Consider the following 12,900-nt stretch of genomic DNA (forward strand, 5'->3'; position numbering starts at 1 on the left):
TTAAAAAAAGGACCAGGGCGTTCTGCTCTGGTCCTATTCTTTCACTCTTAGAAGCCGCAGTCCGTTCAGCGTCACCAGGAGTGTGGCGCCCATATCGGCGAAAATGGCCATCCAGAGCGTCAGCCACCCCGGAATCACAAGCAGCAGTGCCAGCAGTTTGATGCCGAGCGAAAACGAGACGTTCTGCTTGATGATCTGAAGCGCTTTTTTGCTGAGCTTGATGGTGAACGGCAGTTTCTCCAAATCATCCGCCATCAGCGCGATATCCGCCGTTTCAAGCGCGGTATCCGTGCCGGCGCCGCCCATCGCGATGCCGACCGTCGAGGCTGCAAGTGCCGGCGCGTCATTGACGCCGTCCCCGACCATGGCGACCTTCGAATTTTCCGAGCGGAGCTGTTTGACGAATTGCAGTTTATCTTCCGGCATAAGTTCCGCCTGGACTTCATGGACGCCGATGGATCGGCCGATGGCTTCAGCCGTCGCCCGGTTATCGCCCGTCAGCATGACCGTCCGGGTTATCCCGAGCTCATGAAGGGCTTGTACCGTTTTCCTCGACGTTTCCCGAACTTCATCGGCGACTGCAATCAGGGCTACGAGGGCTGTTTCCGTTCCGAGCACCATGACCGTTTTGCCGCTTTGCTGGAACCGGCGGATCTGATCATCTGTTCCGGAAGGGATTCGATCCCCGAAATAGACGGGGCTTCCGATCGTATAGGTTTCACCATGGATCCGTCCTTTGACGCCGCGGCCGGTCAGGGACGTGAAATCGCTGACTTCAGGGAGCAACAGTCCGTTTTCCGCCGCTTTTTTCAGGACAGCGGAAGCGAGCGGATGGCCGGAGCCGCGCTCCAGAGCCGCAGCGAGGCGAAGGGCTTCCAGATCCGATTTGGCGCCTAGGCCGATCAGGTCCGTCACTGCAGGGATTCCTTTCGTAAGGGTCCCGGTCTTATCGAAAGCTACCGCATTCAGCGCTGCTGTTTCTTCCAGATAGACGCCGCCTTTCACAAGCACGCCATGTTTCGCGGCGTTGCCGATAGCTGTGACGATGGCGACAGGCGTCGATACGACAAGCGCGCATGGACAGCCGACCACCAGGACAGTGAGTCCGCGGTAAATCCATTCGCTCCAATCCGCTCCGAATGCGAGCGGCGGCAGGATTGTGAGCGCAATAGCGAAGACAATGATCGCAGGCGTGTAATACCGGGCGAACTTGTCGACGAACGCCTGCGAAGGAGCGCGCTCCGCCTGTGCTTCTTCGACGAGATGGATGATTTTGGCGATGGTCGTGTCTTCAGCGAGTTTGGTCACTTTCACTTCCAAAAGCCCTTCACCGTTCAGCGTCCCGGCGAATACATCATCGTCCGTCATCTTGGCGACAGGGACGGATTCCCCGGTGATCGCCGCCTGATTGACTGAGGAAGCGCCCCTGATGACCGTTCCGTCCATCGCCAGTTTCTGCCCCGGCTTCACGATCATGATATCGCCGATTTCGATTTCACTGACAGGGACGATGATTTCATTGTTTCCCCGGCGTACAAGCGCTTCATTCGGTGCAATCTCCATCAGGGACCGGATCGACTGGCGGGCTTTGTCCATCGAATAATTTTCTAACGCTTCACTGACAGCGAACAGAATGACGACAACCGCACCTTCGCCCCATTCGCCGATAGCAGCAGCCCCAAGAACCGCGACAGTCATGAGGACATTCATATCGAACTGCAGTCTGATCAGGCTTTTTGCGCCTTTCCAGAACAGCTTGTATCCGCCAATGACAATGGCAAGTCCATAAAGGAAAATCGAGGGCATACTGTCGCTTCCGGCGGCAAGCGCTCCCAAAAGCAGCAATGTGGCGATCAGGACCCGGATGTTGTCACCCTGTTTCCAGAACGGTACCTGGCGTTCTTCCGCACGTTCGCGTTCCGGACGGATCTTTAGGTTTTCAAAAGCGCCCGCTTTCTCGATCTCCGGAATTGTGGCTGTTCCGGTGACCGATACTTTGGCGGCGCCGAAATTCACTTTCGCATCCCGGACCCCCGGCAGATTCTGCACGTTCCGCTCAAACTGAGCGGCACAATTCGCTCAGGACAGCCCCTGAATGCGGTAAACGTTCCGGTCTTGTTTATGCTCTGACTGCATGGTCATCGGATAGCACCTCCTCCCGGTGGGCGAGCGCAATGATCATGAGCTGCCGCACATGGTCGTCATCCAGTGAATAAAAGGCGAGTTTTCCTTCTTTCCGATACTTCGCCAGCCCCATCGATTTGAGCGCGCGGAGATGATGGGAAGCCGTGGCGACGGAGGATCCGATGATGCTGGCGACATCACAGACGCACAATTCCTTTTCTTCACAGAGCGCAAAAACGATTTTTGCCCGGTTTTCATCTCCGAGCACTTTGAAAATCCTTGCGGCTCCTTCAATGTCCTGCTGTGCTGATTTTTCCTGGACTTTAGCTACTGTCTTTTCATTAAAACAAGTGACATCGCAGCTGTCTTTCGGCATCATGACCGCCTCCTTTCATTCAAATGGGTGTTTGACTATAGTATAATCAAGAAAGCCGGAATAATCAAATGCCGGTTAGAATATGGTTTTATTCAAAATTTCAAGGGAAACTGTCGGATAAGGGGGCGGGCGTATGAAAAATCGGCTTTTTTCGCTGACATTGAAGCAATCGTTCCTCATTGTGCTGACGCTCAGCGCACTTCCTGTCACAGTTATCCTCCTGAACATGGAAGCCGGCTTTTCAAGGCTCGCCGCAGCCGGCCGGACAGGTGCAGTTTATTTGTTTTTTGCATTCATTCTTTATGGGTTTCTTGTGGCGGTCCGCAAGTTCCCGAGGGGGCGCGGACACAGGAAACTCGTCGTGTTCACAAGAGTCTACATCCGGTTCCATATCGCGTTCGCCGTCACCGGAGCCGCCCTGGTTCTTTGGCATGCAGCGGGGATGGTCCTGCAGGTGTCCATCTCCGGCAAGTCGGCGTCAGGGTTCCTGGCAGTCGGTGCCCTCGTCCCGCTTCTCTGGACCGGATACCGAAGGAAACAGAAATCGTCGGGTAAACGGCGGCGTCATCACAGATACACCGCATTCGTTTTCATATTGATCGCATCCCTGCATATTCTGCTTTAAAAAGGAGCTGACAAGAATGAGCGGACACCACCATCACGGAACACAGCGGGAAGCGAACCGGAAAGGGCTGACGATTGCGCTGGCCATTACAGTGGGAATCATGGTCCTCGAATTTTTCGGCGGTCTTTTCACCAATAGCTTGGCCCTTCTGTCGGACAGCGGCCATATGCTGTCGGATGCCAGTTCCATCGCGCTCAGCCTGGCAGCCATCTGGTTCGCCGGAAGAGCCGCCTCGCCGAATAAAACGTACGGCTATTACCGTTTTGAAATCCTTGCGGCGCTGTTCAACGGCGTGACGCTGTTCATCATGGCCGGTTTTATTATTTATGAGGCATTCGAACGGCTTTCCGAACCGCCGGAAGTCGCCGGTGCGGCGATGCTCGGGATAGCAGCCATCGGTTTGGCGGCGAACCTGCTGAGTGCGTGGTCATTGCAGCGGAAATCGGACGTGAAGGACAACATTAACCTGAAAAGTGCGTATCTACACATTTTGGGTGATGCGCTCGGCTCGGTCGGTGCGATTGTCGCCGGTATCCTGATGATCACGCTCGAGTGGTATATCGCCGACCCGATCATTTCGGTTCTCGTTTCGCTTCTCATTCTGAGAAGCGCCTGGGGGGTATTATGGGAAAGCGTGAATATCCTGATGGAAGGGGCGCCGGCGACCATCGATCCGGAGGAAATCACCCGGCTTTTGGGCGGCATCAGCGGCGTTGAAGATGTCCATGATCTGCACGTCTGGACAGTGACGTCAGGCATCGACTCGTTTACGTGCCATCTGCTCGTCATACCGGATGCCGATGAGCAGCGCGTATTGGAAGAGGCTGTCGGAATCATGAGAAGTGAATTCAAGATAGAACACACTACCATTCAAGTGGAGAAAAAAAGATTCCAGCATACGGATTTGCCGGTCTGATTCCGTTGACAGGTCCGATGTGCCGTGTTAGTATACCCCTATGAGGTATAAAAGCAAGGGAGTGGCGCAATGGAAAAAATGACTGTCCAGCCGAACAAGCAGCAGCTGCTGAACCGCCTCAGGCGGATTGAGGGACAAGTGCGGGGCGTCCACCAAATGGTGGAAAATGACCGTTATTGTGTCGATATCCTGCATCAGATCAGTGCAATCCAGTCTGCGATGAATAAAGTATCGCTTGCGCTTCTCGAGGACCACGCGCACCATTGCGTATCCCGCGCGGTCCGGGAAGGCAACGGAGAAGAAGCCATCGATGAATTGATGGATGTCATGAAAACCATGACAAAAAGGTGAGAAGGCATTTCAAAATCACCAATCCCGATCAAACAGGAGGAATAGGAAATGAATGAAACTTTGAAAGTACAAGGCATGTCCTGCGGTCACTGTGTCAATGCGGTTGAAACAAGTGTCGGGGAACTTTCCGGTGTATCGAATGTGAAAGTCGACTTGGACAAAGGGGAAGTGGCTGTCGCTTATGACAAGAACCTCACCTCTTTATCACAAATCAAAGAAGCGATCGAAGACCAGGGCTACGATGTAGTCTGAACCGGTGTCGGGCCTTACCGTGGAGGTATGGCCTTTTCTTGGTAAATTTTATACCCCTACAGCGTATCGGAGGGAAGGGAAATGGCGACGAAAGAGAAGACGCTTCAGATCAGCGGAATGACGTGTGCTGCGTGTGCGAACCGGATTGAAAAGGGCTTATCCCGGATGGAAGGCGTCGAAAAGGCGAATGTCAACCTGGCACTGGAACGGTCGACGATCGTATATGATCCCGAGAAGACGAGTGAAGCGGACGTTAAACAGAAAGTTGAAAAGCTCGGTTACGGAGTGGTGGAACAGACCGCGGAGTTCGATGTGTCGGGGATGACTTGTGCGGCATGCGCGAACCGCATTGAAAAACGTGTCGGCAAAATGGATGGCGTATCGGGAGCGAACGTCAACTTGGCGCTTGAAACGATGACTGTCCGTTACGACGACAGCGAGACGACAGCGGATGATATGATCGCTGTCGTGAAAAAGTTGGGTTATGGTCTCGTGCCGAAACAGGAAAATGAGGAAAAGCTGGATCATAAAGCGCAGGAGATCCGTAAGCAGACCCGGAAGTTCGTGCTGTCGCTCGTGCTGACCCTGCCGCTTGTCTGGACGATGGTCAGTCATTTCGACATTCTGTCCTTCCTCTACGTGCCGATGTTTCTTCTGAATCCTTGGGTTCAGCTCGCGCTTGCTGCGCCGGTCCAGTTCATCGTCGGAGCCCAATTTTACCGGGGCGCTTATAATGCCCTGCGGAATAAAAGCGCGAATATGGATGTCCTGGTCGCGCTCGGCACCAGCGCCGCGTTCTTCTACAGTCTTTATTTGACAGTGGAATGGGCACTCGCCGGAAGTGACGGCATGGCGGAACTGTACTACGAGGCGTCGGCTGTCATTATCACGCTGATCGTTCTCGGAAAATTGTTCGAAGCACGCGCGAAGGGAAAGACGAGCCAGGCGATCCAAAAACTGCTCGGACTGCAGCCAAAAACGGCGCGTGTGCTGCGTGATGGGGAAGAGACCGAAATACCGGTCGAACAGGTCGCGGCCGGCGACATCCTTTTAGTGAAACCGGGAGAGAAGATTCCGGTGGACGCGGAAGTCCTGGAAGGCCGGTCGGCGGTCGATGAATCCATGCTGACAGGCGAAAGCGTCCCGGCAGATAAAGCGGCCGGCGATACAGTGATCGGGGCGACAATCAATAAAAACGGAACACTGACGCTGAAAGCTGTAAAAGTAGGGAAAGACACAGCGCTCGCCCAGATTGTCAAAGTCGTGGAAGAGGCTCAAGGTTCTAAGGCGGATATCCAGCGTCTGGCCGACCGGATCTCCGGAGTGTTCGTGCCGGTCGTCGTCGGGATCGCGCTGCTGACGTTCCTTGTATGGTTCTTCATCGTGACACCGGGTGATTTCCGTTCAGCGCTCATCCCGACCATTTCCATCCTGGTCATTGCATGTCCGTGCGCCCTCGGTTTGGCAACGCCGACGTCCATCATGGCGGGTTCCGGCCGTGCAGCTGAAATGGGGCTGCTGTTCAAAGGCGGGGAACATTTGGAAAATACACAGTCCATCGATACGGTCGTGCTCGATAAGACCGGAACGGTCACAAAAGGCGAACCGGCGATGACGGATGTGTATGCAGCGCCTGGTTTTACGGAAGAAGAAGTGCTGCGGCTGATCGGGGCGGCGGAAAGTGCTTCCGAGCATCCGCTTGCTCAGGCAATCGTGGACGGCGTCAGACAGCAAGGCCTTCCTGTCGGCAAGCCGGAAGCGTTCGAAGCGCTTCCGGGTTTTGGAATCCGCGCCACGGTCGGTGGCAGAGAAATCATCGCCGGCACCCGGAAATTGCTTGCCCAGGAATCCATCAGCAGTGAAGGAACCGAGGGCATGATGAGCGAATTGGAGAACGCCGGTAAGACCGCCATGCTCGTTGCGGTCGATGGGAAGGCGGCAGGGGTCGTGGCGGTGGCAGACACCGTAAAGGAAACTTCCAAAGAAGCGATTGCCCGCATGCAGCGGCTGGGCCTCGATGTCATCATGCTGACTGGCGATAACACCCGGACAGCAAGAGCGATCGCCGAACAAGTCGGCATCGAGCAAGTGATAGCTGAAGTTCTCCCCGAGGAAAAGAGCGAACAGGTGAAAAAACTGCAGGCGGAAGGGCGGAAAGTCGCCATGGTGGGCGACGGGATCAATGATGCGCCTGCACTTGCGACCGCTGACATCGGCATGGCGGTCGGAACCGGGACGGACATCGCAATCGAAGCGGCGGATGTCACGCTTATGCGGGGCGATTTGAACAGTGCGGCGGATGCGGTGATCATGAGCCGGAAAACAATGCGCAACATCAAGCAGAATCTGTTCTTCGCGTTTTTCTACAACACGATCGGCATTCCGGTCGCAGCCATCGGACTGCTCGCCCCTTGGGTCGCCGGAGCAGCCATGGCGTTCAGTTCCGTCTCTGTCGTCTTGAATGCCCTGCGGCTTCAGCGGACGGATTTATCGAAAACGCCGTAACAGCGAAAGGCCCCCGGAACGCAAGGCGCGTTCCAGGGGCCTTTTTTGCTTACTTCCGTATCAGGCAACGTTTCTGCAGGCTTCGGCGCATTTCCGGCAAGCTTCGGCACAGCGTCTGCAATGTTCATGTTTGTCCGCATGTTTTTCACACTCGTCTCCGCATGCTTCGCATACATCCGCACAGAATTTTGCCAGCTGCGGAAGATGGCTCGAATCGCGCATGGCTGCCTGTTCGGTGAAAGCGCATGTATCCGCACATTCGCGATCAAGCCGGATGCATTCCGCCATCATTTTAACATTGTCTTCCTTCAGGCATTGATCAAAGCAATAGTTGCATGCCGCTGCACAGTCGTGAAGCGCCTGGATCAGCTCTTGATGGTGCTGTGTCATTTCCATTCCTCCATTCATTTTGTTTTTGGAAAAGATTCACTTTTTGTTTTCCCCTTCTCAATCAAGAAATAAACAACGAGGCGAAGGCAGCGGAGCGGAATTTCATGCAAGACTGAGAAATACAGCACCCAGCTAATCTCCTGACACAGAATAGTCGAATGGGGACTCCCTTTTTGCACGGTCATCGGTTATGATAGGGGGTGGTCAATTAAAGATGTATGATATCTGCAATTTTGCAGTGATACAGAGGGGGCAATTCCAATGAAGAAAAAGCTGCTGATCTTTCTCCTGGCCGTATCGGCTGCAGCCGGCTGTTCGGAAACAGACGGGCAGTCTGCCGCCGGGAAACCTGCTGAAAAAGCGGAGACAGCAGAGATGGCGGATTCGGCTGTCGCGTTTGCTGATACAAAAAAAGAGAAGCAAATTCCGGCAGTTGAGACGCCGATCACAGAAGAAAGCGGGTTTAAATTTACCCATATCCACGGCTTGGGCATCGCAGCTGAAGATGAGGCGGTTTACGTACCATCGCACCGAGGACTGAAGATTTTCCGGAATGGCAGGTGGTCCAAAGGGGCAGGTGCTCCGCACGATTATATGGGATTTTCCATGGTAGATGATGGGTTCTACAGCAGCGGCCATCCGGCGGCCGAAACGGAATTGGCCGACCCGTTCGGTATCGTCCGTTCGACAGATCATGGTGAATCACTCGCTTTGTTGGATTTGTTCGGCGAAGTCGATATCCACTTGATGGCTGCAGGCTATCATTCCCATACTTTATATGTGGTGAATCCGCAGCCCAATACACGGATGGATTATGCCGGCGTCTTTTATTCCGAAGATGATTCGGCTACATGGACACAGAGCCAGGCGGAAGGGCTGGCCGGCCGGCTGACATCGATTGCCGCTCATCCCGAAGATGGCGGAGTGGTGGCCATCGGAACGGATAAAGGCCTTTTCCTGTCAGAGAATTTTGGTAAAAGCTTCGAGACGGTGAGCGACATGCCGACAACCGCAGTGGCGTTCACAGCAGACGGGCGCCTGCTGGCAGCCAGTACGGAAAAAGATCCGATCATCATGTCCTACCATCCCGATTCAGGGAAACAAGTGATTCTTCATATTCCGAAACCCGATTCTGCAAGCAAGATCACTTATTTGGCTGCGGACGACGAGCGTTTGTTTTTTGCAACGTCAGCGAAGAATATATTTATGACGGAAGATGCGGGAGCATCGTGGATGCAGATCGCAGATCGTGGAATCGCGCTGAACATCCGCTGATCCTTTTAATAAAGGAGGAAGTTTATATAATGGTAGATATTCGGAAGGTGATCCTCCTTGTCCTGCTTTTAGCGGTGCCGGCGGCTGCGGTCTCTGCCCATTCCTCACTGGAAGAGACGATTCCGGCAGCGAATGAGACGGTGTCGGAAAGCCCTGAAGTACTTGAATTCCACTTCCGGGATCCGGTGACGCTCCACCCCGGTTCGGTGGTCCTGACAAGCAGCGGCGGAGAAGAGATCCGGCTGGCAGGGACTTCGCTGGATGAGAGGGATCCGAGTAAAGTCATTGCACAAATCGGCCAGCCGCTTGCACCGGGATCTTATACGGCCACCGTCAGTGTCGTGACACCGGATGGTTACGTCATGGAAGAGAAATTATCTTTCCGTGTGGCGGAACAAGAGACGGAATCCGCCGGCCAGCCGCTTGAACTGATCAGCCATTCGCCGGCGGCCGGAACCATCACAGACGCTGCACCGGAGGAAATCGAACTCCGGTTCAACCAGCCGGTTACGCTGACCGCAGTCGGTGTCTTCGATGATAGGGAACAGCCCGTCGCCATAACGGGAGATGCGGTTACGGATCCGGCCGATCCTGCACGGGTAGTGATCGGGCTGCCTGATGATCTGGAAAAGGGCACCTACCAAGTCATTTGGCATGCACGGCCGACTGATCCGGAAACCCCGGTTCCGGATACTATGGGTTCTTTTTACTTTGCGTCGGAAGTCTATACGGCCATTCAATCCGAAGACGGAATCGATGAGACGGCCTTCGACTTGTTCGGCAATGCTGGAATCAAACAGGCCGGTTATTGGCTTTGGTTTACAGGTCTCCTTGCAATTTTCGGTTTGCTGTTTTTCCGGACTTCGATCAGCCGTTCTCCAGTATCAGAAAAGCGGGGGGCGGCGGCCATAATACTTTTTATTCTAACGGCAGCCGGTATTTTTACCGTGCTGGCTGTACAGAAATCGGAACTGCCGGATCTGTCCTTGCCGGCCTTCGGCGGCTTAAAATTCGTCTGGGTGCCGCTCCTCCAGCTGATCCTTTTGGCAGTGGCCATTTCTTGGCGCAGAGCCGGTCCCGTGTTGGCGGCTGCAGCCCTTCTTCTCGTGCCGCTCGTATCCGGACATGCCATTTACCCAAAGTACGGCGGCGCCATATCAGCGGCAGTAAGCGCGCTGCATCTCTTGTCGGCTGGGATCTGGTTTGGCGGACTGCTCGGTCTGATCCTCTTTTTAAAAAAATTCAGAAAGGGGGAAGTGCCTGAAGGCGTACTTCTGCGCTTTTCCAAGTGTGCTCTTATCAGTATTGGGACCGTCATCCTGACCGGTCTTTATATGGCAGGCACTTTTGTGCCTTCCTTCTCGATTGAGAGCTTTCTCGGCAGCGACTGGGGTCTGGCGGTCGCGATCAAGATCGGGTTCACGTTCCTGGTCCTGATCGTCGGTTTCATTCAGCGGAAAGCGATCCGCCGGTATGCCGAACGGGCCGCCGGTCAGATCGGGAACCGGGCGAAAGCGGAAACGGTCTACGGCATCATCATTCTGCTGGCGGCCTCGCTCCTGGTGGTATCGACGCCCAAAGCGGCGGAGCAGGGGCTGTATCCGGAGACGACGGAACAGGAAGGGCTCGTGCTGCAGGCGGAAATGGAGCCGGTCGAAGTCGGACTCAATGAACTGGTCCTGTCATTCAGCGGCCGCTATGTAGAAAAAGCGGCAGTCAATGTCACCATGCCGCCCCATTTTGAAAACGAATTCCAGGCATTCCGGACAGGGGATGGTGAATTCCGGGTGACAGGCGACCTGTTACACGGCGCGGGGACGACTTACTTCACGGTGACCGCCGTGACTGAGGACGGCCGTGAAACCGTGTTCGGACTGGAAGCGGCCGCTCCGGGAGATGTATATAGTGAGGAATAAGCAACAAGCTGCAGGACCGCCTTCACCCGGCGGTCTTTTTTACGTACGGCCCTTCCCTTGAGCTTCAGCCGGAAGGGCCGATGATGGATTTTAAAACATACGTTCGCTTTTCGTTCGAGCTTTTTTCGGGCATATGATAAACTAAAGGCATTGAACAAGAACGGGGGAACACAGAATGAAACAGGAATTCAGACTCCAGGCGCCGTATCAGCCAGGCGGTGACCAGCCGGCGGCGATTTCACGTCTCGTTGAAGGGGTGGCGAACGGCAAACGCCATCAGACACTTCTCGGAGCTACGGGAACAGGGAAGACATTCACGATATCGAACGTCATCCAGGAAGTGAAAAAACCGACTCTCGTCATTGCGCACAACAAGACGCTGGCCGGCCAGCTCTATAGCGAGTTCAAGGAGTTCTTCCCGGATAACGCTGTGGAATATTTTGTGAGCTATTATGATTATTATCAGCCGGAGGCGTATGTGCCGCAATCGGATACGTTCATCGAGAAAGATGCGAGCATCAATGATGAAATCGACAAACTCCGCCACTCGGCGACGAGTTCGCTGTTCGAACGGGACGATGTCATCGTGATCGCGTCCGTTTCTTGCATATACGGCCTCGGATCGCCGAAAGAATACAGGGAACTGGTCCTGTCGCTCCGGACGGGGATGGAAATTGAGCGGAACCAGCTGCTGCGCAAACTGGTAGACGTGCAGTACGAACGGAATGATATCAATTTCATCCGCGGGACTTTCCGTGTCCGCGGCGATGTCGTGGAAGTCTTCCCGGCTTCCCGGGATGAGCGCTGTCTGCGGATTGAATTTTTCGGGGATGAAATCGACCGGATCCGCGAGGTGGATGCCCTGACGGGGGAAATCCTTGGGGACCGCGATCACGTGGCGATTTTCCCTGCTTCCCACTTTGTCACGAGGGAAGAAAAGATGGTGAAAGCTATTGAAAACATTGAACAGGAACTGGAAGAGCGCCTTACCGAACTCCGGGCTGAAGATAAGCTGCTGGAAGCACAAAGACTGGAACAGCGGACGCGTTATGACTTGGAAATGATGCGTGAAATGGGTTTCTGTTCCGGCATCGAGAATTATTCCCGCCATCTCACGCTGCGCCCGGCCGGCGCCCAGCCATATACGCTGCTTGATTACTTCCCGGAAGATTTCCTGCTCGTCGTCGATGAGAGCCACGTGACACTGCCGCAGATCCGCGGCATGTTCAACGGGGACCAGGCACGGAAAAAGGTGCTGGTCGATCACGGGTTCCGCCTGCCGTCCGCTATGGATAACCGGCCGCTCACATTCGATGAATTCGAAAACCATGTCAGCCAGGCGGTTTATGTTTCCGCCACGCCCGGTCCATATGAGATCGAGCATACGCCGGAAATGATCGAACAGATCATCCGGCCGACAGGGCTTTTGGATCCAGAAGTCACCGTGCGGCCATCGAAGGGGCAGATCGATGACTTGCTTGATGAAATCCAGATCAGGAGCGCCCGGAATGAACGGGTGCTGGTCACGACGCTGACGAAGAAAATGTCGGAGGATCTGACGGATTACCTGAAAGAAGCGGGCATCAAAGTGAATTACCTCCACTCCGAAATCAAGACGCTGGAACGCATTGAAATCATCCGGGAACTCCGGATGGGCGTCCATGACGTGCTGGTCGGCATCAACTTACTTCGGGAAGGACTCGATATCCCGGAAGTGTCGCTTGTCGTCATCCTGGATGCGGATAAAGAAGGGTTCCTGCGTTCGGAGCGCTCGCTGATCCAGACGATCGGCCGTGCCGCGCGGAACGCGAATGGCCAAGTGATTCTCTATGCGGATAAAGTGACGGATTCCATGCAGAAAGCACTGGATGAGACGGCCCGGCGACGGTCCATACAGGAAGAATATAATGAAAAGCACGGCATCACGCCGACGACCATCAGCAAGGAGATCCGGGACGTCATCCGGGCTACGGTGGCGGCGGAGGAAGAAGAGACTTATACGGCGAAAGTGTCGAAAGCCGCAGCCGGCAAAAAGCTGAATAAAGCGGAACGCCGCCAGCTGGTCGACCTGCTTGAACAGGAAATGAAAGAAGCAGCGAGAGCGCTCGACTTTGAACGGGCGGCAGAACTGCGCGATACCGTGCTTGAACTGAAAGCGGAAGGATGAGGC

Annotated in this window: 11 protein-coding genes; 8 read left to right on the top strand and 3 right to left on the bottom strand. The window is 54.7% G+C overall.

Going from position 1 to position 12,900, the window contains the following annotated elements; translation table 11 throughout:
• Positions 1–33: 33 nt before the first annotated feature.
• Positions 34–2,142: a heavy metal translocating P-type ATPase gene (locus CCE92_RS05195; RefSeq protein WP_088006467.1), complete on the bottom strand. Its 2,109-nt coding sequence runs from the start codon at positions 2,140–2,142 to the stop codon at positions 34–36.
• Positions 2,120–2,503, bottom strand: a complete 384-nt coding sequence (locus tag CCE92_RS05200) for an ArsR/SmtB family transcription factor (protein WP_088006468.1) — start codon at positions 2,501–2,503, stop codon at positions 2,120–2,122. Before CCE92_RS05200 ends, CCE92_RS05195 begins: the two co-directional genes overlap by 23 nt.
• A gap of 130 nt (positions 2,504–2,633) precedes the next feature.
• Here CCE92_RS05200 and CCE92_RS05205 point away from each other — a divergent pair, with 130 nt between their 5' ends.
• The 5 genes from CCE92_RS05205 to CCE92_RS05225 all read left to right on the top strand — a co-directional run bounded on the left by CCE92_RS05205 (position 2,634) and on the right by CCE92_RS05225 (position 7,149).
• The gene (locus CCE92_RS05205) at positions 2,634–3,125 is read left to right on the top strand and encodes a hypothetical protein (RefSeq protein ID WP_088006469.1); all 492 of its coding nucleotides are present in this window, start codon (positions 2,634–2,636) and stop codon (positions 3,123–3,125) included.
• Between the two features lie 16 nt (positions 3,126–3,141).
• Positions 3,142–4,041 carry a cation diffusion facilitator family transporter gene (locus CCE92_RS05210; RefSeq protein ID WP_088006470.1) on the top strand — a complete coding sequence of 300 codons (900 nt, stop codon included), beginning with the start codon at positions 3,142–3,144 and terminating at the stop codon, positions 4,039–4,041.
• 69 nt (positions 4,042–4,110) lie between these two features.
• Positions 4,111–4,392 carry a metal-sensitive transcriptional regulator gene (locus tag CCE92_RS05215; RefSeq protein ID WP_088006471.1) on the top strand — a complete coding sequence of 94 codons (282 nt, stop codon included), beginning with the start codon at positions 4,111–4,113 and terminating at the stop codon, positions 4,390–4,392.
• Positions 4,393–4,440: 48 nt separating this feature from the next.
• Positions 4,441–4,644 (top strand): copper chaperone CopZ, encoded by a 204-nt coding sequence (gene copZ / locus CCE92_RS05220; protein ID WP_088006472.1) that lies wholly within the window; start codon positions 4,441–4,443, stop codon positions 4,642–4,644.
• A gap of 81 nt (positions 4,645–4,725) precedes the next feature.
• Complete coding sequence (locus CCE92_RS05225; protein ID WP_088006473.1) at positions 4,726–7,149, top strand: heavy metal translocating P-type ATPase; 2,424 nt, start codon at positions 4,726–4,728, stop codon at positions 7,147–7,149.
• Positions 7,150–7,209: 60 nt separating this feature from the next.
• Here the strand turns inward: CCE92_RS05225 and CCE92_RS05230 are convergent, their stop codons facing one another.
• The gene (locus CCE92_RS05230) at positions 7,210–7,539 is read right to left on the bottom strand and encodes a four-helix bundle copper-binding protein (RefSeq protein ID WP_088006474.1); all 330 of its coding nucleotides are present in this window, start codon (positions 7,537–7,539) and stop codon (positions 7,210–7,212) included.
• A gap of 261 nt (positions 7,540–7,800) precedes the next feature.
• Between CCE92_RS05230 and CCE92_RS05235 the strand changes: the two genes are divergently transcribed.
• The 3 genes from CCE92_RS05235 (at position 7,801) to uvrB (ending at position 12,897) form a co-directional block, all read left to right on the top strand.
• Positions 7,801–8,814 carry a F510_1955 family glycosylhydrolase gene (locus tag CCE92_RS05235; RefSeq protein WP_088006475.1) on the top strand — a complete coding sequence of 338 codons (1,014 nt, stop codon included), beginning with the start codon at positions 7,801–7,803 and terminating at the stop codon, positions 8,812–8,814.
• A 29-nt stretch (positions 8,815–8,843) separates the two neighbouring features.
• On the top strand, positions 8,844–10,730 hold the full coding sequence (locus tag CCE92_RS05240; RefSeq protein ID WP_088006476.1) for a copper resistance protein CopC: 1,887 nt from the start codon (positions 8,844–8,846) through the stop codon (positions 10,728–10,730).
• A gap of 175 nt (positions 10,731–10,905) precedes the next feature.
• Positions 10,906–12,897 (top strand): excinuclease ABC subunit UvrB, encoded by a 1,992-nt coding sequence (gene uvrB / locus CCE92_RS05245; protein ID WP_088006477.1) that lies wholly within the window; start codon positions 10,906–10,908, stop codon positions 12,895–12,897.
• Positions 12,898–12,900 lie beyond the last annotated feature (3 nt).

This window comes from Indiicoccus explosivorum (assembly GCF_002167005.1).
GTDB lineage: Bacteria > Bacillota > Bacilli > Bacillales_A > Planococcaceae > Indiicoccus > Indiicoccus explosivorum.

Excerpts from the sequence above, each read along its gene's own strand:
- CCE92_RS05200 (WP_088006468.1), bottom strand. The coding sequence starts at position 2,503 with ATGATGCCGAAAGACAGCTGCGATGTCACTTGTTTTAATGAAAAGACA.
- CCE92_RS05225 (WP_088006473.1), top strand. The coding sequence starts at position 4,726 with ATGGCGACGAAAGAGAAGACGCTTCAGATCAGCGGAATGACGTGTGCT.
- CCE92_RS05205 (WP_088006469.1), top strand. The coding sequence starts at position 2,634 with ATGAAAAATCGGCTTTTTTCGCTGACATTGAAGCAATCGTTCCTCATT.
- CCE92_RS05240 (WP_088006476.1), top strand. The coding sequence starts at position 8,844 with ATGGTAGATATTCGGAAGGTGATCCTCCTTGTCCTGCTTTTAGCGGTG.
- CCE92_RS05215 (WP_088006471.1), top strand. The coding sequence starts at position 4,111 with ATGGAAAAAATGACTGTCCAGCCGAACAAGCAGCAGCTGCTGAACCGC.
- copZ (WP_088006472.1), top strand. The coding sequence starts at position 4,441 with ATGAATGAAACTTTGAAAGTACAAGGCATGTCCTGCGGTCACTGTGTC.
- CCE92_RS05230 (WP_088006474.1), bottom strand. The coding sequence starts at position 7,539 with ATGACACAGCACCATCAAGAGCTGATCCAGGCGCTTCACGACTGTGCA.
- CCE92_RS05210 (WP_088006470.1), top strand. The coding sequence starts at position 3,142 with ATGAGCGGACACCACCATCACGGAACACAGCGGGAAGCGAACCGGAAA.
- CCE92_RS05235 (WP_088006475.1), top strand. The coding sequence starts at position 7,801 with ATGAAGAAAAAGCTGCTGATCTTTCTCCTGGCCGTATCGGCTGCAGCC.
- uvrB (WP_088006477.1), top strand. The coding sequence starts at position 10,906 with ATGAAACAGGAATTCAGACTCCAGGCGCCGTATCAGCCAGGCGGTGAC.